Source organism: Jeotgalibacillus sp. JSM ZJ347 (genome assembly GCF_044383825.1).
Taxonomy (GTDB): Bacteria; Bacillota; Bacilli; order Bacillales; family Jeotgalibacillaceae; genus Jeotgalibacillus.
The window spans coordinates 384,484-403,878 of sequence record NZ_JBISEN010000002.1 but is presented as its reverse complement, the minus strand read 5'-3'; the positions used below and the strand labels follow the sequence as shown (position 1 = coordinate 403,878).

Here is a 19,395-nt window from a genome sequence, read left to right as displayed (position 1 = left end):
ATAATTTCATGAACATCAACAGAAATCTCCTGAACCAAAACATCAGCACCTCAGCTCACACAACCTAACAAACAGGAAGCACCACTCAAAAGCGGCGCTCCCCATCTATTTTTAAGCTTCTTTATCTGCCCACTTCAGCTCAAGATAACCAACCGGGTGGCGTACAACATCTGAGATATTGTCTGCATACAGGTAAACCTGGTTGTAGTAGTGAAGTGTGAAGATTGGTGCTTCTTCCATTAACAGCTTTTCAGCTTCATAAAGAAGTTCATAACGTGCCTGCTCATCTGTTTCTGCTTTTGCGTCAGCAATCAGCTGATCGTATTCTTCGTTTGACCAGCCTGTACGGTTCATAGAAGAACCTGTTACAAAGCTTTCAAGTGCGTTTACAGGATCAGCGTAGTCATGCAGGAATGAGCTTCGTGACAGCTGGTGCTGGAGTGCGCGCTGCTCATCAAGGAAGACGTTACTTTCTGAAGCAGAAAGCTCCATGTCAACGCCGATGTTCTGGCTGACCATCTGCTGAATTGCTTCAGCGACGATACGGTTTGATTCTGTGTTGCTGTAAGTCAATGTGATTGCTGGAAGCTCGTCATAACCTTCCTCTTCCATTCCTTCTTCAAGAAGGCGCTTTGCTTCTTCAGCGTCAAATGTCTGAAGGTCTCCGTTTGTTTCACGGAAGTCGTTACCTTCTGCATCTTCAAATCCTGGTGAAACGAATCCTGTTGCAGGTACTTCACCCATTTTCGTTACATAATCAACAAGCTCCTGCTGGTTCACGGCTTTACCGATTGCCTGGCGGATTTTCTTGTTCTGGAAAGGCTCTTCTTCTACGTTGAAACGGTAGAATGCAAGACCAGCCTGATCTTCGATGACTACATTTTCAGAGTCAATCAGCTGTTCAGCGCTGTCTGCAGGAATTTCTGTCATATCAAGATCTCCGCTTTCAAACATCTGATATTCAGTGTTTGTATCGCTGACCATTGCCCAGTGAACTTTATCAAGCTTTACTGTTTCTGCATCCCAGTACTCTTCGTTTTTCTCCATCACGATCTCGCTGTCATGCTCCCATGCTGCAAGCTTGAACGGTCCGTTTGCAACGAATGTGTCAGCTTCAGCAAACCACTCAGGATTTTCTTCAGCCGTTGCTTTATGCACGGGGAAGAATGAAGGGTTTGAGATGATATTTAAGAATGCACCTGTTGGCTGTGTCAGTGTGACTTCAAATGTCTTTTCATCTACTGCTTCAAGACCAAGGTCTTCTGCACTTCCTTCACCTGCGTTGAACGTTTCAGCGCCTTCAATGAAGTAAGCAAGGAATGCTGCAGGTGATGCTGTTTCAGGCTCTAGCATGTAAGTCCATGCATAAACGAAGTCTTCTGCTGTTACAGGTTCTCCGTTTGACCAGTTTGCATCTTCACGAATTGAAAACGTGTATGTAAGTCCGTCTTCAGATACTACCCATGACTCCGCCATTGCTTCCTGCGGCTGGTCGTCCTGACCAAGACGCGTCAGTCCTTCCATTACGTTATTCAGTACGTTCCATGACGATGCATCAAATCCGATTGGTGGATTCATTGATGTCGGCTCTGTGCCGTTGTTCATGCGAAGAACTTTCTCTCCGCCTGACTCTTCGCTCTGGACGCCTTCATCCTGCTCTTCCTGACCGGCTTCATCATTCGCCGTGCAGGCTGCAAGTACAAGCACCATTACGATTGAAAATAAAAAGATTCCCCATTTTTTCATGCTGTGATTCCCCCTAAGGTGTTTATTTTTGCCGGCCTGAAAACCGTCCGTACGAGCCGGAAACGTCTTTCTCAGGCCAGTTGTTACTTTTGTGCTCTTTCATCTAAAAGCCAGCAGTCTGCCTGATGCGTCTCTGACAGCTGTTCTGTCTGCGGGACGACTTTTTCACATACAAGCATGGCATGCGGACATCTGGCTGCAAATGGACAGCCGGCCGGCGGTGAAAATAAATCAGGCGGCGTGCCTTCAATCGGCTCAAGCGGCTTCCCTTTTAAATCAAGGCGCGGCACTGAGTTCAGCAGCCCCTGCGTATAAGGATGCTCAGGCTGATAAAAGACTTCGCGCTTTGTACCGATTTCAACAATCTTTCCTGCATACATCACCGCAATTCGATGGGCGATTTTTGCTACAACGCCAAGGTCATGCGTGATCAGAATAATTGATACGCCTGTTTTCTTTTGGATTTCTTCAAACAGTTCCAGGATCTGCGCCTGAATGGTTACGTCCAGTGCAGTCGTCGGTTCATCTGCAATGAGCAGCTCAGGCTCACACATCAGCGCGATGGCAATGACAATCCGCTGTCTCATACCGCCACTGAACTGGTGCGGATACTGTTTCAGCCGCTCCTCAGGATTTGGAATGCCGACCAGCTGCATCATCTCAAGCGCTTTTTCATTGGCTTTTGCTTTTGATAATCCCTGATGCTGCCTGATTCCCTCTGTCAGTTGATCACCTATTTTTAATGTCGGGTTCAATGCAGTCATCGGATCCTGAAAGATCATTGAGATATCGACTCCGCGAATGCCCATCATTTCTTTTTTTGAAAACTTCGTCAGGTCTTTTCCTTTGAATTGAACGTTACCTCGTGTAATTTCGCCTGGCGGTGATGGGATCAGCCCCATGATCGCGCTTGAAGTGACACTTTTACCGGAACCGGATTCGCCAACGATTGCGAGCGTCTCACCTTTATATACGTCAAAGTTCACACCGCGTACGGCCTGGACGGTTCCCCCGTATGTCTTAAATGTTACTTCGAGATCTCGCACTTCAAGGACAGGCTTTTCTGCTGCAGTCCTGTCGACTGTACGGTGCTTTCTGTCTGCTACAGTCATCTGTTGTTCACTCCTGCCAAATGTTTTTAGCTTTGTAAGTTTGGCTGCTGACCTGCGCTTCAGGAGGGGACGGCGGTGAACCTCCTCGGATGCTTCGCACCAGCGGGGTCTCACCTATCCGTCATATCCCGCTGGAGTCGCCCCCCTTCCGCTCCGGTCATCAGCTGTGCAAAAAGAATAATGTCTTTATAAAATCCCTATTACTTTCTCAATTTCGGATCTAAAGCATCCTGTAGCCCATCTCCCAGTACGTTGAACGCAAACATGGTGAGTGAGATGAAGAATGCCGGGAAGAATAGTCTCCACCAGTGGCCTGAGATGATAACGCCGAGTGCGTCGTTGGCCATGACACCCCAGCTCGCATGCGGTGCCTGAATACCAAGTCCGAGGAAGCTTAGGAACGCTTCAGCGAAAATGGCTGTTGGTACCGTCAGTGTCATTTGAACGATGATTGGCCCCATTGTATTTGGCAGCAGGTTTTTACGGATAATCCGTGACGTTTTTGCGCCAAATGACTGTGAAGCGGTAACGAATTCATAGTTTTTAATCTGCATGACCTGACCGCGCACAATCCGCGCCATCCCGATCCAGCCGGTCACCGTGAGTGCCACGATAATTGTTGCAAGACTCGGTCCCATTACTACTAGAAGTAAGATGACAACTAGCAGATACGGTAATCCATATAGAATTTCAATAACACGCATCATTGCTGAATCGGTTCTGCCGCCTTTATAACCGGCAATTCCGCCGTAAATAATGCCAATTGTAAAATCAATCAATGCTGCCATCAGCCCGACAAATAAACTGATTCTTGCTCCGTACCATGTCCGCGCAAATACGTCGCGTCCAAGGTTATCTGTTCCGAACCAGTGCGTACTGTTTGGTGCCAGGTTTTGATTTGGCAGATTCTGCGTTGTTGGTGAGTGCGGCGTCAGCATTGGACCGAAGATCGCCATAAATGCAAGACCGATCAAAAATAACAGCCCTGCCATTGCAAGCTTGTTTTTCAGCAGTCGTCTCCATGCATCTCTCCAGTAGGAAAGTGACGGACGTACCACCTCTTCTGCTTTCTCACGATCCTTTCCGACCGGTCGGAACCAGTCATCCGGAATCTGTTCATGATGTGAAGGAGGATTTTCTACCGTCTTTCTCATCTTACTCTCCTCCTTTCTTCACAAGCTTAATCCGCGGATCAAGCAATGTGTATGCCACGTCCACAAGGAAAAGCATAATCACAAGAATCGTACTGTAAAATACCGTTGTTCCCATAATGACCGGATAATCACGGTCGTTAATGCTGTCGACGAAATATTTACCCATGCCTGGAATGGCAAAGATTTTCTCAATGACAAATGTTCCTGTTAAAATACCGGCAACCAGTGTACCAAGGATCGTTACGACTGGAAGCATCGCATTTTTAAGCGCATGTTTGACGACGATTTTAAAAGGAGTGAGTCCTTTTGCACGCGCCATTTTTATGTAATCCTGCGTAAGGACTTCGAGCATGCTTGAACGCGTGAGACGGGCGATAATGGCCATCGGTCCCGTTGCAAGTGCAATGACCGGGAGTACCATATGTGCCGGGCTTGACCAAGTCGCCGCCGGGAGCACGCCCCAGGTTACCGCAAACTGCTGAATCACGAGTGTCGCAAGCACAAAGTTCGGAATCGAAATCCCGAGTACCGCAAGCGTCATCGCCAGATAGTCAATGACTCCGTTATGTCTGAGCGCTGCCAGCACGCCGAGCACGACGCCTGATATGAGCGCCAGTAAAATCGTAATTATCCCGAGCTCCGCTGAAATCGGGAACCCTCTTCCAAGCAGATCGTTTACAGTCTGATTCGGATTTTTAATGGATGGTCCGAAGTCAAATGTGGCAATACTTTTTAAGTACATGCCGTACTGCACGTACAATGGCTGATCAAGTCCAAAGTGTGCGTTCATATTTGCCTGTACTGCTTCACTGGTCCCGCGATCCTCGTTAAATGGAGAACCCGGAATCGCATTCATTAATACAAATGTCAATGTTGCAATGACAAGGATGGTTACAACCATCATCATAAAACGTTTTGCTATGTATCCTGTCACCTGTTGCTCCCCCTAACAAAATGATGTGCGCATCGCAAGCTCTGTCATGACTAACATTGCCTGATATGCTTCTAAGATGTTTTTTGCTCTGAATGTGACGATGCAGGTGTCCGGTTCAATTTCTGTACCAGGCATCAGGTTGGCCCATTCCGCCATCCCATAGTTCGTGAACTCAATTTTAAAAACTGGCGCATCAGATGCAATTAAAGGCTTTGCCTGAATATCGTTTAACGCATCAGCCGCTGTTTCTTTTAACAGCGCATGTGCTTTTGCGGGCGTCAGGCTTTTCACCGCCGACCTTGAAATGGTTTCTTTGACTGCAGCTGTCTTAACTCCGCTGATCAGCGCTTTTGCCTCAGCCGCTGCACAATCATCCCCGCCGACCATGACAACCGGAACACCGAAGTATCCTGCAACCATGGCATTCAGTCCAAGCTCGCCGACGACTTCATCATCCACCCACATGTTGCGGACGCCCCATGTCATGGCGTGTGACATCACACCTTTTTGACCGGCACGGGCATGATAGCCAAGAAAAATCGCCGCATCAAATGTTGAATCAAGCCCCTGAACCATCGAAAACGGTTTCACATCACCCGTAATCAGCAATGCATCCGGATGCAGCTCTTCAATCACAATGTTATTCATCTTGGAGTGCGAATCGTTCACGAGCACCTCTGTGGCACCCGCTTCAAAAGCTGCTTCAATGACTGCATTTGCTTCCTGCGTCATGATCAGACGCCCGCGTTCATAATTTTTTTCATTTGAACTGACATATGTATAATCCGGAAGGCCTGTGATCCCTTCCATGTCCACTGACAAGTAAACCTTCATCGACAAATTCCCCTTTTTTATCCATACACAATTTTCAAACAACTATACCAAAGGAAGGCAAATCCATCAAATGGAGGAAGCACTGTTCAGCCTTGTCAGATCAGGTTTTATATGACATTACAATTGTCCCTGAAGGTTGATAAATCAACTATTTCGGTTAGGTAAATAGTTTGGGTAGCGGGAGTAAAAAAATTTTTGTGATATTCGTTATTTTTAGATATTTTTGATCATATAGGCGGTTAATTATGCTTGTGGGTGGATAATTATGTGGGATGGGTGTAGGTTCATAGAAAAACAAGCTATGTTCATAGAATAAATAAAGTAGTTCTAAGAATAGGACCTGTTGTTCTTAGAAAAATATAAGGCCTTCTTAGAAAAAATAGGCTGGTTCGTAGAATAGAGACATTCGATCTATCCTTTAATCGAAAAGCGGAAGGCGCTCGTTCAGCTCTGATAGGCATAAGCCACAGAGCTAGCGCCTGTAGCTGGACATACAAAAAATCCGGAGCAGCACCCCGGATTTCTACTTAAAACTTATTCATACCAACCCTTAACAACCTTCGCGCTCGGCTTCACTTCTTCAAGTGGATCACCGTCAAAGTGCTCCTGTTCAACCACTAGCCAGTCTGTTTGCACGCGGTCAGCAAAGCCTTTCAGATCAAGGCTTCCTTTACCAATTGCTGCGGTTCTTTTATGACCATTTTCTTCAACCATATCTTTTAAATGAATGGAGAAAATGTTTTCTTTTAAACGGTCCAGCAGATTATATGTATGAATGCCTGCATATTCTGTCCAGTAGACGTCAATTTCAAAATGAATGTGGTCATGATCTGATGTTTCTTCAATCACATCCCAGCCGGTCATGCTTGTTTCAACTGTTTTGAATTCAAAATCGTGATGGTGGTAGCCAAGCTTAATGCCTGCTTCACTGATTTTTTCGGCCGCTTCATTCATCAGATGCGTCAGCTTTTTATACCCTTCAAGCGTACGCCATTCTTCATCAACAAACGGAATAATGAGCTTGCTGTTGCCAATTTCCTTACTGAAGCTGATCCAGTGATCGAGCTCTGATTTATTTTCAAGTGCAGTTACCGGCATGTGAATCCCGGCCGCTTCCATATGGTTGTCTGATAAAATCTTTTTCCATTCTGCACCCGATTTCCCATAATCACCTGCGAGCTGCACACCGTCATAACCTGCCTCGCTCAGCTGGCGGATTGTGTCTTCAGGATTTTGTTCCATCGCTTCTTTAACAGACCAAAGCTGTATTGCTACTTTTACCATGTAAAACCCTCCTCTTTTACATAAGGGTATTATGAAAACACTTTCACCTCAAGCCTGAGCTTTTATGTTTTCTGATTATTTCTGTAACTTAATCGAAACAGTTACGTCTTATTCTGTAATAAGGAAAATGAAGGGAAAGTTATTGATACCCTTTTGACTAAAAATATCCGGTTGAATTCATGACCGATTGGAGGTAAATCGATATGAAGAAATGGTACATTGCGGCTTTGATTTTGCTGCTTTCAGTTGGCGGGCTCACCTTTTACCTGCTTCAAAAGCCTGAAGTAACGAATACTGCATCAGGTGCTGAAGCCAGGGCCGTTTTCAGTGATCATACGTGGCGAATGAACTTTACTGAAGAGATGCGCGGTGAAACGATTAATGAAGAAACTGTTTTTGTAGAGGATCAGGAGGGCGATAAAGTACCTGTTTCGCTCGAATTATTGAATGATGGCTTTACACTTGCAGTCGCTCCTCCAGAAGAAGGATATCAAAATGGCGCCATCTACACCCTGCATTTATCAGAAGAAATCCGATCTTCACTCGGCTTAAAGCTGAAAGATAAGCAGGCTGTTGAGTTTAAAATCGTGACAGATCTTCCTAAGTTTGCGAATGAGCAGGAGCTGCGAGATCATTTCTCGGCGCTGCTGGAAGATGGGCGTGCACTGAACTATGGCGGTGAAATTGCAGTTGAAGAGTCTGCTTCAGAAGACAGCGCTGCCTCTGCTGATAGTGCTTCAGGTGGAGCCGGCGGGGATTTTTCAACGACGAATAATCAGGTTGAGGGAGTAGAGGAAGCAGACATTGTTCAGACAGATGGTGAGTATATCTACGTTCTTAAGCAAAACGGAGAGATCAGAATTGAAGAGATATTAGATGATGCATCCACTGAGACCGTTCAGACGATTACGCTTGGCGATGGGAACTTTTACGGGTCGTCACTTTATCTGAACGGCGATACGCTAATTGCGATCGGGGATTTCTGGCACAATAAGCCCGGTCAGCAGCTCAGTACAACCACTGCGAAAATTTATGATGTAACTGACCCTGCTTCTCCTGCGTTAACACGCGAATTTTCATCGGAAGGTTATCTGGCAAGCTCCAGAATGGTTGATGATGTGCTGTACCTGGTGACAAATCATTATCCCGATGTCTGGGCAATGCAGGAGGACACTGACGCTGAAGTCAGACTGCAGCCTTTTATAAAAGATACTGCTGTATCTGACGAATTCTTCACGCAGCCGGTTGATCAGATTCAGAAGATCCCTGAGTCTGAAAGCACTGAATATGCAACTATCTCAGCTGTTCCTATCAATGAACCGGACACTGAAGCGTCTGTTCATTCTTACCTGGGCAGCAGCGGTCAGATTTATATGTCTAAGGATAATCTCTATATTGCTTCTATGCAGTACACGTTCTTTCCGGCAACAACAAGTATGCCTGCAGGTGGTTCAGCTGGTGAAACTGAAATTTACAGGTTTGCAATTGACGGACTCAACATACAGTTTGCCGCTCAGGGAAAAGTACCCGGACGGATTCTGAATCAGTTTTCAATGGATGAGTATAATGGGTATTTCCGTGTGGCAACTACTACCGGAGATATGTGGTCTGAGGAGCAGCCTTCTGTTAATGACCTCTATATTTTGAATGAGGGGATGACGATGAGCGGGTCCGTTGAAGATCTTGCGCCTGGTGAGCGGATTTATTCAGCCAGATTTATGGGCGACAAAGCCTATATTGTCACATTCAGAGAAACCGATCCGCTCTATGTGATTGATACGTCAGACCCGACAGCGCCTGAAGTCCTTGGCGAGTTGAAAATCCCGGGCTTCAGCACGTACCTTCACCCGCTTGATGAAAACCACCTGATCGGCTTCGGGGTGGAAACATTACTGGAAGAAACAAAACCTGGTGAGGCACCGATTGTCAGACAGGAAGGGATGAAAATCTCACTCTTTGATATTACTGATTTTAATAACCCGCTTGAAAAAGATGTAGAAGTGATCGGCGGACCAGGTACGCATTCCCCGGTTCAATACGATCATAAAGCGCTGTTCAGACACGAAGAACGCGGATTGTACGGGTTCCCGATTATGCTGTATGAAGGTGAAAATGATAACGGACTCGAATTCGAAGGTCAGGGTGCGCTGATGTACCGCATTACAACTGACGGTATTGAGCCCGCGGCTGAGTATATGGATGAAAAGGATCCAAATCAGCTCTATGAGGAATACGAAAGTATGGTGCAGCGGATGATTTATGTGGAAGATCACCTGTACCTGGTGAAATACAACGGCATTGATCATTATCCACTTCCTTGATGGAGGTATACTGCTGAGTGAATGTTGTGTGTTGCCCGGTGACGTCAGTGTATGCCCGGTTGAGTAGCGTATCACGGCCGCTGACGTCGCTATAGTCCAGGCTGAGTGTTCTATCACGGCCGACGACGTCGCTATAACTCCGGTCGAGCGGCATACCCCACCAGCGAACGCAATATAATCAAACTCAAGCCACCTCACCTTCTTCATGCCCTTAGGAAACTTTCAACACAGTTTCCTAAGGGCATTTTTACGTAAAGACATCCATACCGCCCCGCTTTACAGACGCCAAAGCCGACTTGCCACTACCCCCTCTGCTACAGTAAGATACAAGTATATGTATAGACAAGAAGGAGACCAAAATGACTTATAAAATGATTGTTTTAGATATGGATGACACACTGCTTCAGGATGACCATACGATCTCAAAAGAAAATGCGGCAGCCCTGATGAAAGCACAGGAAAATGGTGTGAAGGTCGTACTTGCTTCAGGACGCCCGACATTTGGCATGTGGGATGCAGCAAATGAGCTGCGCCTCGCTGATTACGGCAGCTATATTCTTTCATATAATGGTGCGAATATCTTTAATGCAAAGACGAAGGAATTACTGTTTGAAAGTACATTATCCCCTAAAATGGTTCATCACCTGTATGACCTGAGCCAGAGAGAAAATGTCGGGATTCAGACTTATGTCAATGAAGCCATTCTGACGCCAGTAGATAATGAATATACGCAAATTGAATCTACACTGACAGGTCTTCCGGTCGCACTGACAGATGATTTTAAGCAGGCCGTTAAAGAACCTGTTGTGAAAGTGCTGATGCTTGAAGAAGGCAGCGTGCTCAAAAAGATTGAAGAGAAACTGAAAGAGGAGCTGTCAGGCACATTGAGTGTTTACCGCTCGAAGCCTTATTTCCTTGAATTCACCGAAGCCGGCGTAACCAAAGGGACAAGCCTTGAACAACTGATTAAAAAGCTCGGAATTGACCGCTCTGAAGTCATTGCAGTCGGTGACAGCTATAATGATCTTGAGATGATTCAGTTCGCAGGTCTTGGTGTAGCGATGGATAATGCGCCTGATGATATCAAAGAAGCTGCTGATTTTGTTACAAAATCAAATATGGATCACGGCGTGGCGCACGTTGTGGAAAAATATTTACTCTAGATGCAGCATATCCAGACGGTTTTAGCGAAAAGCGGTGCATACTCCAGGCGCGAAACAGGCAGAATGATTGAACAAAAGCGCGTCACGGTAAATGGGATTCCCTGCACCCATTCAACCGAAGTGCAGCCGGAAGATGTCATTCTGATTGATGGACAACCTGTGGCTGAGCCCGTTGAACGCGTCTACCTTGCTTTTCACAAACCAGAAGGCATTACCTGTACAGCGCAGCGGACAGTGAAAGGTAACCTCATCGACTTCCTGAATTTCAATACGCGGGTTTTCGCTGTTGGCCGGCTTGATAAAGCATCAACCGGGCTGCTGCTTCTGACCAATGACGGTTCCATTGTGAACCCTCTAATGAAAGAAGAAGCCGATAAGGAAAAAGAATATCTTGTTGAGACAAAGCGGCCGGTTACAGAAGAGATGATCCGAAAAATGTGTGAAGGCGGATTGCTGGTTAAAGGAAAAACAGCCTCTCCTGCCTTTGCCGAAAAAACAGGTGAATACTCATTCCGTATTATCTTAAAACAAGGGCTGAACCGGCAAATCAGGCGGATGTGCAGTGCTTTTAATAATCATGTGATCAGTCTGAAAAGGATCCGGATTTCACACATTCACCTTGATTCACTTCAGCCGGGTGAATGGCGCCATCTTACAAAAGAAGAAATAGACCTCCTCAAAATATGTGAGCATCATCAAATCTAGTGCACTAGCACTAGATTTTTATTTTTTTCTGAAAATTTTTTCTGAAAATAGTTTTCTATTATCATAATAAGGGAATTAATGATATGAACATTAAATATGGAGGAGGGTTTATATGAATAACAACTGGTTTGGGGGAGACGGTTTTAACACAAGCGGATTTCTAAATTCACTTGGAAACCTGCTGCTTGCCTTAGTCGTCCTGCTTGTCGGCTTTTTTATAGCAAAAGCTGTATCTGCCGGGGTGGAAAAATTACTTAAGAAAACCGGTGTCATTAGAAAGTATGGAGCCCCAAATAGACGCTCCACTCCGTCTGACGGAGAAAAGGAAAAGTCTAAGAAGTGGACGCCCGAGAAAGTTGCCGGAACAATCGTCTTCTGGATACTGATGGTATTTGTCTTTATTTTATTCTTCAACATTCTTAACCTGAATATTATTGCCTCTCCACTTGTAGATATGATGAGTACGATTCTGGCATTTATTCCAAATATCCTGACGGCTGCACTGATTCTGCTTTTAGCATATGTACTGGCAATTGTATTGAAAACAGTCGTCGTCAAGGTTGGACACAAACTTGTACAGAACCGTAAAGTCCGTGATAGCAAATATGTCAAAGACTCTTCTAACCTTGGAAGCTATGTAGACAGTGCCGGTACCATCGTATTCTACCTTGTACTGCTTATGTTCCTGCCTGGTATTCTCGGGGCACTGGGCATTGATGCAGTCTCTGAACCATTCAGCGGTATGCTGGCTAGCTTCCTGTCATTTATTCCAAGACTTGTAGCTGCTGCACTGATCTTTGTCATTGGCTGGATTGTTGCAAAGATTGTCAGAGACATTGTCGCCAACTTCCTGCATGCAGTAGGCGCTGACAAACTGGGTGCAAAGCTTGGACTTGATAAAGCACTGAAAGATACATCTATTTCTTCTATTATTGGTACCGTTGTATTCATTCTGATTATGATTCCTGTTACAATTTCAGCGCTTGAACGTCTGCAGATTGCAGGTATTACTGACCCTGCGATTAACATGCTTGATGACGTCATGGGAATGATTCCAAACATCATTATCGCGGTTCTGCTGATTTTCGTCGGGCTGTTTGTTGGTAAATGGGCACGACGCTTTGTGGCCGATCTGCTTGCAAGACTAAGTTTTAATAATGTAACGAGTCAGTTGCGCGTTGGCGGATGGAAAGCATCCGGAAATAGCATGACGCCATCTGATATCGTCGGTTATCTGGTACAGATTATTGTTGTGATCCTGTTTATTGTAGAAGCATTCCAGATTGTTGGCCTCAGCTTCCTTGTAGACCTTGGAACTGCAGTTCTTGCGTTCCTGCCAAGCGTGATCACAGCGATTGTGATTCTTGGACTTGGTATCATCCTTGCAAATGTGGTGAAGCGTATTCTTGCAAGCCTGTTTGAAGGGTCAGAACTTGAGGTACTGAGCTCTGTTGCAAAATATGCGATTATGGCACTCGCATTATTCATGGCACTTGATCAACTTGGTGTAGCAGATACGATTGTAAACTCTGCATTTATCCTGATCCTTGGTGCGGTTGCACTTGCATTCGGTCTCGCATTCGGGCTTGGCGGACGTGACAATGCTTCACGCTACCTTGATAAAATTGAGCGTAAAGCTGAGAATACTGAACTGAATAAAGAAAATGCCAGACGTGAAAGAGAACAGATGAAGCAGGAAACTCGTAATGAGGATTCTAAGCATACAGCTTCAACACCACCTCAGGATGCGGTTCATGATGACGCAAATCAGCGTCCGGTTGATAATGACTGGAGCGACGACCTGTCACGTGACACTTCTGCTTGGGATAGTGAGAATGATGCAGATGATTTCCCTGAAGATGATCAGCGTGGACATGATCATCCTTACGCACCTGACGACTTTGATAATGACCGTCGCGGGGAATAGATCCCGCAAAAAAAGAGCTTTCATGCTTGGGCATGAAAGCTCTTTTTTATTGGTTCAGCATGCTATTCTTTCTTCCTGAAATAAGTAAGCGCAAGCGCACCAACCAATATTCCGCCTTTAATAATATCCTGCGCATAATACGGCACATTCATCATCGTCAGTCCATTTAATAAAATCCCGATAATGATCGCTCCGATAAACGTCCCGATGACATTCGGCTTCCCTGCACCAAAAACAGAGTAACCGATCAATGCAGCTGCAACACCATCCATCAGGAGTGGATCACCGGCTGATACCTGCCCTGTTCCAATTCTTGCTGCAAGTACAATTCCTGCAAGTGCCGCAAATACACCGCTGATCACATAGGCATATGTACGGTAGCGATTCACCGGTACACCCGACAGGCGGGCGGCCTCTTTATTGCCGCCAGTCATATAAAACAAACGGCCTGCACGCGTATAATTTAGAAATAAATGAACAAGTGCAACAATCACAACCATCAAAATGACAGGGAACGGAATGTTAAACAGCCTGCCCTGTCCGATAAATTGAAACGCCGGAATAAAAATTCCCGGAGCAGTTCCGCTACCATCCGGTAACGGCATATTACTGTAAATGGAATAACCTTTTGTATACGTCAGATGAACACCATTAATGATATACATCACTGCAAGCGTTCCGATCAAATCCGGAATTCTGATTTTCACCACGATAAATGCATTAATTAAACCGATTAAGGCACCCAGCACAAGCGGCACAAGCAGTACGACTAGAAGTTCCTGACTGTACCAGACTAACAGCGCACCGCTCGCAACGGTTGCCAGGCTGACGGTAGATCCAACGGAAAGGTCGAATCCACCGACAATCATAGAAAATGTAACACCAATTGCGACAAGCGTCACAATCGAGATTGAACGGAGAATATCCGTGATGTTACTGTATGTTAAAAATTGTTCGTTTGTCAGACTGAAAATAAGAATGATCAGTCCAAGTGCAAGGAGTGTACCAAATTTCATGAAAAAATTGACGATCCGCTCCTTAAGATCTGCCTGTTGCGGATAATCGCTGATATTCAGCTGTTTCAACTGCATTCCCTCCTGTCGCTGCTGTCATCAGTCGTGATTCTGTTGCTTCCTGATTCAGCATTTCCTCCGTGATTTCCCCGTCCGCCATGACCAGAATCCGGTCGGCAATCTGAAGTAACTCATCAAATTCACTTGTAAAATATAAAATCCCTTTCCCCTGCTCAGCCAGATGAGTGATCAGTCGGAACACATCGTTTTTGGCTCCTACATCAATGCCCTTTGTCGGCTCATCGAATATGAATACACTGCTGTCATGGTTGAGCCATTTTCCAATTGACACCTTCTGCTGATTCCCGCCGCTGAGATGCTTCATCAGCGCTTTTGGTGAGGAGGTGACAATGCCCAGCTCCTCGATTTGCTGAAGCGCTGACTTGTGTTCTTTTTTACGGTTAATCCAGCCTGCTGTTGAAAAGTGCTGAAGTGCCGGCAGTGAAAGATTTTCCTGGACGGTTGAGTCGATTAATACACCGCTTTTGCGGCGCTCTTCAGGAATAAATGACAGCTCTGCCTGTACGGCGTGGCGCGGACTTTTCACTTTCACTTCAGTACCATTTACAAACCGCTTACCCTTAGCATTTGTTACACCAAAGATTGCATTCGCCGTTTCAGATTTACCTGCCCCAACGAGACCTGCTATTCCGACAATTTCGCCTGCACGCACTGACAGGCTAATATCTTTTCCTGTCTCAGGAACGGTTAAATGATCAATCTCAAAAATCGTTTCTTCACTAAATTCGCGGTGGTGATAATCAGCTTTATGCAATTGCTTACCAAGCATTGTTTTAACAACTTCTTCAGTGGATACAACACCTGTTTCGTATACAGCAACTGCTTTTCCATCTCTCATAATCGTCATACGGTCAGCAATCTGATTAATTTCCTGCATACGGTGTGAAATATAAATGATGCCGATGCCCTGCGCCTTCAGTTCTTTAATCACGCTGAAAAGCTGTTTTGTTTCATGATCACTTAGCGGTGCAGTCGGCTCATCAAAAATAATCATTTTTGCATTTGATGCCACTGCGCGGGCTAAAAGAATCATCTGCTTTTGAGAAAGCGTGCAATCCTCCACCAGCCTGTTCAATTGAACCTGAGTCTGTACTTTTGACAGCCGCGCTTCTGCAATTTGTTTGCGCTTCTTCCAGCTGATCGGCTTGCTGTTTTTCCCGCCAACCGTCAGATCTAGCGTGACATTTTCAGCGACTGACAGATTCGGGATTAACCCCGTATCCACTTCCTGTACAACAATCGCAATACCTTTTTCCTGGGCATCTGCCGGGGAAGTGAAGTGAACTTCTTCCCCGCCAATTGTGATGGTGCCCCCATCTTTTTCATAGTCGCCTGAAAGTATTTTAACGAGCGTACTTTTACCGGCACCATTGACGCCGAGCAGCGCGTGAACTTCACCAGGTTCAACTGAGAAGCTCACTTGCTTTAGCACATTGACTGGACCAAATGACTTTGTAAGTTGTTGAACCTGAAGCCTACTCATTGTCCATTTTTCGCCTCCAATGCGTCCATCCAAGGTGTACGCGCAGCATTCGGTGATCCCCATCCTTCGATATGCTGACCAACATCAGCCATTGTGACAGGCTCATCAGGAAGGTCGCTTACATTTACAACTGACGGGTCAAGCGCGTAAATTGATGGTGTTTCTTCGCCGGCAATTTTCTGATACAGAAATCTCACCTGAACGCCTGCTACTTCAGCAGGATCTGTTGCAGCTGTTGTGACCCAAGGGCTGTTTTCTGCCTGCATAATCTGAAGATCTTCATCACTCAGGTCAATGCCGTATACTTTGATTTCGTCGCGTCCAGCCTGCTGAATCGCACGCGTTACACCTTTAGCAAACTCATCATATGGTGCAAATACTGCATCAATTGATCCTTCTTCAGGATATTTCTTCAATACAGCTTCCATCTGGTTCTGTGAATCAAGCGCTGTATTGTTGCTGACACTGCCAAAGCGTGCCACTTCTTTTACATTCGGATAATGTTCAAGGAATGCTTCATAGATCACGTTACGTCTTTCAAGCGGTGTGAATCCGCCAGCCCATACGTAAACAATGTTTCCTTCTCCATCAATATCCTGTGCCATCTGCTTCAGCGTACCCCATGCAAGACTGTAATCATCCTGGCTGATTGCCGTTACGCCTTCCACTGTAATGTCGTTATCAAATGTTACAACAGGGATTCCTTTTTCAAGCGCTTCTTCCACGCCCTGATTCAGCGCTTCAGCCCGTCCATGGTCAATCAGGATTCCATCTACGCCCTGATTAATCGCTGTTTGAAGGTGATTCGCCATTTGTGACAGGTCATTGTTTGCGTTATAGATTTGTACTTCCCCGCCAAACTTTTCAACTTGTGCTTCAAGTCCGCTTACGTATTGTGAGGCGAATGTGCCTGTTGAGAATTCCATGATGGCAGCGATTTTAAGCGGCTTGTCTACTGCTGCCGGGATTTCTGCATCGCTTTCCTGTGCTGTTTGTTCCACTGATTCAGTTGTATCTGTTGATTCTTCTGCTACGGCTTCTTCCGGCGCTTCCTCTTCTTGTGAGGATGGCTGCTGGTCTGTGCATGCTGCAAGGATGAGTGTTAGTGAGAGTAATAGTAAGATGAGTCCTTTTTTCATTTTCTGCACTCCTTTAAAAGGTTAATTTAATAAAGTTTAAGTGTATAGATATTCCATATAAGTTGGCTGAAGATTTCCGTTACGGGCGGACGCTTTCCGCGGGGCCGGCGGTGAGCCTCCTCGGCTTCGCCTGCGGGGTCTCACCTGTCCGTCGTATCCCGCAGGAGTCGCCGCCCTTCACTCCAATCTCCAGCTGTGCAAATATAATAATAGGTTTTAATAATCTGTTAACTAAACCGTGACCCCTTTAAATAAATCTTTTAATTTCGTTTGGTAGTCACCTGTGACAATCCCTTTTTCTGTTACGATTCCTGAGATCAGACCGTGTGGGGTGACGTCGAATGCCGGGTTGAATACGTTGATGTCTTCTGGTGCGATTCGTTTGCCGCCGATATGGGTGATTTCTTCTGCGTTTCTTTCTTCGATGATGATGTCATCACCGGTTTCGGTTTCGAGATCAATAGTTGATAGCGGTGCGGCAACATAGAATGGGATACCGTGGGCTTTTGCTAAGATCGCAAGGCCGTATGTACCGATTTTGTTTGCTGCGTCGCCATTGGCTGTGATTCTGTCGGCGCCGACTAAAATCGCGTCGACATTTTTTGTTTTTAATACGTGTGCAGCCATGTTATCTGTGATCAGCGTGACATCAATGTCAGCCTGCTGCAGCTCCCATGCTGTCAGCCGCGCTCCCTGGAGAACAGGTCTTGTTTCAGTCGCATAGACGTGAATATCAGATCCGCGCTCTTTTGCGATATAAAATGCGCCGAGTGCTGTTCCGTATTTTGAAGTGGCGATTGCGCCTGTATTGCAGTGGGTGAGAACCGTTGCGTCATCCGGAAGCAGCGAAAAGCCGTACTCCCCAATGCGCTTACACGTTTCTTCATCCTGCTGCTGAATCAGGATGGCTTCTGTTTCAAGACGCTCAATCACTTTTGCTGCAGATGCTTCTTTGTCAGCTGCCTTCAATAATCTCTGAAGTGCCCAGGACAGGTTCACGGCAGTCGGACGGGATGAATTCAGATACACCGCTTTTACAGCAAGCTCTGACTTCAAGATTTCAAGTTCATTCAGCCCGCTGTTTTTCGCCCATAAGGCAAGCCCGAAAGCTGCTGTGATACCGATTGCCGGAGCTCCTCTTACCTTTAATTCTGTGATGCTTTCCCACACATCTTCAATGGTTTTCAAAAAGATATATTCCACTTCTCCGGGAAGCTTCTGCTGATTTAACAGTCGGATCGCATCGCCTTCCCAGATGACCGGTTTGATAAAGTTTGTCATTTTGCCAGCCCCTTCAGATAAGCAGTCAGGCTTTTCGGTGAGCGCCATACTGTGCGGTTGAAAATCAGAGATCTTCCAGTTTCAATCGCGCGCTGCTGAGCCTGCAGTCTGCCTGCATCGTCTTCAATGCCGTCAATATCCTCAACGTGCGCAAGGCCAATAATACGGCGGATTGTTTTACAGCCTGCAAATCCGAGCGTATCCTGCCAGATCTTTTCAAGCACATAATCTGCATACTGTCCTGTTCGCTGTCTTTCTTCAAACCCTTTTTCAAGTAAAAGCTCACGGTAGCGTTTTTCGAATACTGCCCACGTTTGTTCGATTGTTTCAAGCAAATAAGTATTAATCTCACTGCGTTTACTTTCATCTGCTCTTTCCTGCTGTGCAATATAGTTCAGCGTCAGGTTGGCAATAAATGCGCCAATATCAAATCCCGCCGGCCCGTAAAATGCAAATTCAGGATCAATGACTTTGGTTGATTCCTCTGTAACGAATACACTGCCTGTATGCAAGTCCCCGTGTAGCAGCGTTTCACCTTCAGTCAGGAATTGTTTTTTCAATTTTGCGACTTCAAAGATTAAACGATCATCCTGCCACAGTGACTCCACCGCTTCCTGAAGGTTTTCAGGGTACGAGTTGGATTCTGCATTTTGATAGGGGTCTGTAAAAACCAGCTTTTCTGTAATATCACACAGGTCAGGATTCACAAACTGACGTGCCAGCTTTTTCTTTTCGATCGGTCCAAGCGCTTCATCTGAGGCGTTGAACAGGTTTTCTGCAAGATAGATGCCAACGTGTGCTGAAATGTGGGGATACAGATTCCCTTCAAGCAATCCTTTTCTGAGAATCACATGATCAGACAGATCTTCCATTACCGTTACTGCAAAGTCATCGTCATAATCGAATACTTCCGGTACAAGTGAAGGTACATATTTCGCTGCTTCCTGCAGTGCCTGGCGCTCAATGCGTGCACGGTCTAGCGATAGCGGCCAGCTTTCTCCGACAACCTTTGCATATGGCAGCGCCTGTTTCACAACAAGTGATTTGTCAGTCTGCAGATCTTTGACGATAAACACGTAGTTCAGGTTGCCGTCTCCAACTTCCTTACACGTTACCTGCTCTTTATCCGTAATCAGTCCCTTTTGCTCTAAATAAACGAGGACACTCTGTTCAGTAAATGGTTCATACACATGCTCACGTACGTTTGTCATGATCGTT

The 19,395-nt window shown here is 45.8% G+C and carries 15 protein-coding genes; 4 read left to right on the top strand and 11 right to left on the bottom strand.

The window, feature by feature from the left end; all coding sequences use genetic code 11:
* Positions 1–111: 111 nt before the first annotated feature.
* The 6 genes from ACH6CZ_RS07805 to ACH6CZ_RS07780 form a co-directional block, all read right to left on the bottom strand.
* On the bottom strand, positions 112–1,746 hold the full coding sequence (locus ACH6CZ_RS07805; RefSeq protein ID WP_374096870.1) for a peptide ABC transporter substrate-binding protein: 1,635 nt from the start codon (positions 1,744–1,746) through the stop codon (positions 112–114).
* An 83-nt stretch (positions 1,747–1,829) separates the two neighbouring features.
* Positions 1,830–2,858, bottom strand: coding sequence for an ABC transporter ATP-binding protein (locus ACH6CZ_RS07800; RefSeq protein ID WP_374096869.1), 1,029 nt, complete (start codon positions 2,856–2,858; stop codon positions 1,830–1,832).
* A gap of 200 nt (positions 2,859–3,058) precedes the next feature.
* Positions 3,059–4,012, bottom strand: coding sequence for an ABC transporter permease (locus ACH6CZ_RS07795; protein ID WP_374096868.1), 954 nt, complete (start codon positions 4,010–4,012; stop codon positions 3,059–3,061).
* 1 nt (position 4,013) lies between these two features.
* Positions 4,014–4,946 carry an ABC transporter permease gene (locus tag ACH6CZ_RS07790; RefSeq protein ID WP_374096867.1) on the bottom strand — a complete coding sequence of 311 codons (933 nt, stop codon included), beginning with the start codon at positions 4,944–4,946 and terminating at the stop codon, positions 4,014–4,016.
* A gap of 12 nt (positions 4,947–4,958) precedes the next feature.
* Positions 4,959–5,780: a M55 family metallopeptidase gene (locus ACH6CZ_RS07785; RefSeq protein WP_374096866.1), complete on the bottom strand. Its 822-nt coding sequence runs from the start codon at positions 5,778–5,780 to the stop codon at positions 4,959–4,961.
* Positions 5,781–6,314: 534 nt separating this feature from the next.
* Positions 6,315–7,064, bottom strand: coding sequence for a sugar phosphate isomerase/epimerase family protein (locus tag ACH6CZ_RS07780; protein WP_374096865.1), 750 nt, complete (start codon positions 7,062–7,064; stop codon positions 6,315–6,317).
* Between the two features lie 203 nt (positions 7,065–7,267).
* Between ACH6CZ_RS07780 and ACH6CZ_RS07775 the strand changes: the two genes are divergently transcribed.
* From ACH6CZ_RS07775 to ACH6CZ_RS07760, 4 genes are all read left to right on the top strand, one after another.
* A complete protein-coding gene (locus ACH6CZ_RS07775) occupies positions 7,268–9,385 on the top strand; it encodes a beta-propeller domain-containing protein (RefSeq protein WP_374096864.1) in 2,118 nt (705 codons plus the stop codon).
* Between the two features lie 359 nt (positions 9,386–9,744).
* On the top strand, positions 9,745–10,548 hold the full coding sequence (locus ACH6CZ_RS07770; protein WP_374096863.1) for a Cof-type HAD-IIB family hydrolase: 804 nt from the start codon (positions 9,745–9,747) through the stop codon (positions 10,546–10,548).
* Positions 10,549–11,253, top strand: a complete 705-nt coding sequence (locus ACH6CZ_RS07765) for a pseudouridine synthase (RefSeq protein WP_374096862.1) — start codon at positions 10,549–10,551, stop codon at positions 11,251–11,253. It begins immediately after the preceding gene.
* A gap of 112 nt (positions 11,254–11,365) precedes the next feature.
* Positions 11,366–13,180, top strand: a complete 1,815-nt coding sequence (locus ACH6CZ_RS07760) for a mechanosensitive ion channel (RefSeq protein WP_374096861.1) — start codon at positions 11,366–11,368, stop codon at positions 13,178–13,180.
* A 62-nt stretch (positions 13,181–13,242) separates the two neighbouring features.
* Here the strand turns inward: ACH6CZ_RS07760 and ACH6CZ_RS07755 are convergent, their stop codons facing one another.
* The 5 genes from ACH6CZ_RS07755 to mtnK all read right to left on the bottom strand — a co-directional run bounded on the left by ACH6CZ_RS07755 (position 13,243) and on the right by mtnK (position 19,388).
* The gene (locus tag ACH6CZ_RS07755; RefSeq protein WP_374097445.1) at positions 13,243–14,196 is read right to left on the bottom strand and encodes an ABC transporter permease; all 954 of its coding nucleotides are present in this window, start codon (positions 14,194–14,196) and stop codon (positions 13,243–13,245) included.
* Positions 14,197–14,218: 22 nt separating this feature from the next.
* Entirely contained in the window at positions 14,219–15,757 is a 1,539-nt protein-coding gene (locus tag ACH6CZ_RS07750; RefSeq protein WP_374096860.1) for a sugar ABC transporter ATP-binding protein, read from the bottom strand.
* The gene (locus ACH6CZ_RS07745; protein ID WP_374096859.1) at positions 15,754–16,896 is read right to left on the bottom strand and encodes a sugar ABC transporter substrate-binding protein; all 1,143 of its coding nucleotides are present in this window, start codon (positions 16,894–16,896) and stop codon (positions 15,754–15,756) included. The genes ACH6CZ_RS07750 and ACH6CZ_RS07745 overlap by 4 nt, the downstream gene beginning before the upstream one ends.
* 231 nt (positions 16,897–17,127) lie before the next feature.
* Positions 17,128–18,177 carry an S-methyl-5-thioribose-1-phosphate isomerase gene (gene mtnA, locus ACH6CZ_RS07740; protein ID WP_374096858.1) on the bottom strand — a complete coding sequence of 350 codons (1,050 nt, stop codon included), beginning with the start codon at positions 18,175–18,177 and terminating at the stop codon, positions 17,128–17,130.
* Positions 18,174–19,388, bottom strand: a complete 1,215-nt coding sequence (gene mtnK, locus ACH6CZ_RS07735; protein ID WP_374096857.1) for an S-methyl-5-thioribose kinase — start codon at positions 19,386–19,388, stop codon at positions 18,174–18,176. The genes mtnA and mtnK overlap by 4 nt, the downstream gene beginning before the upstream one ends.
* Positions 19,389–19,395: the final 7 nt, after the last annotated feature.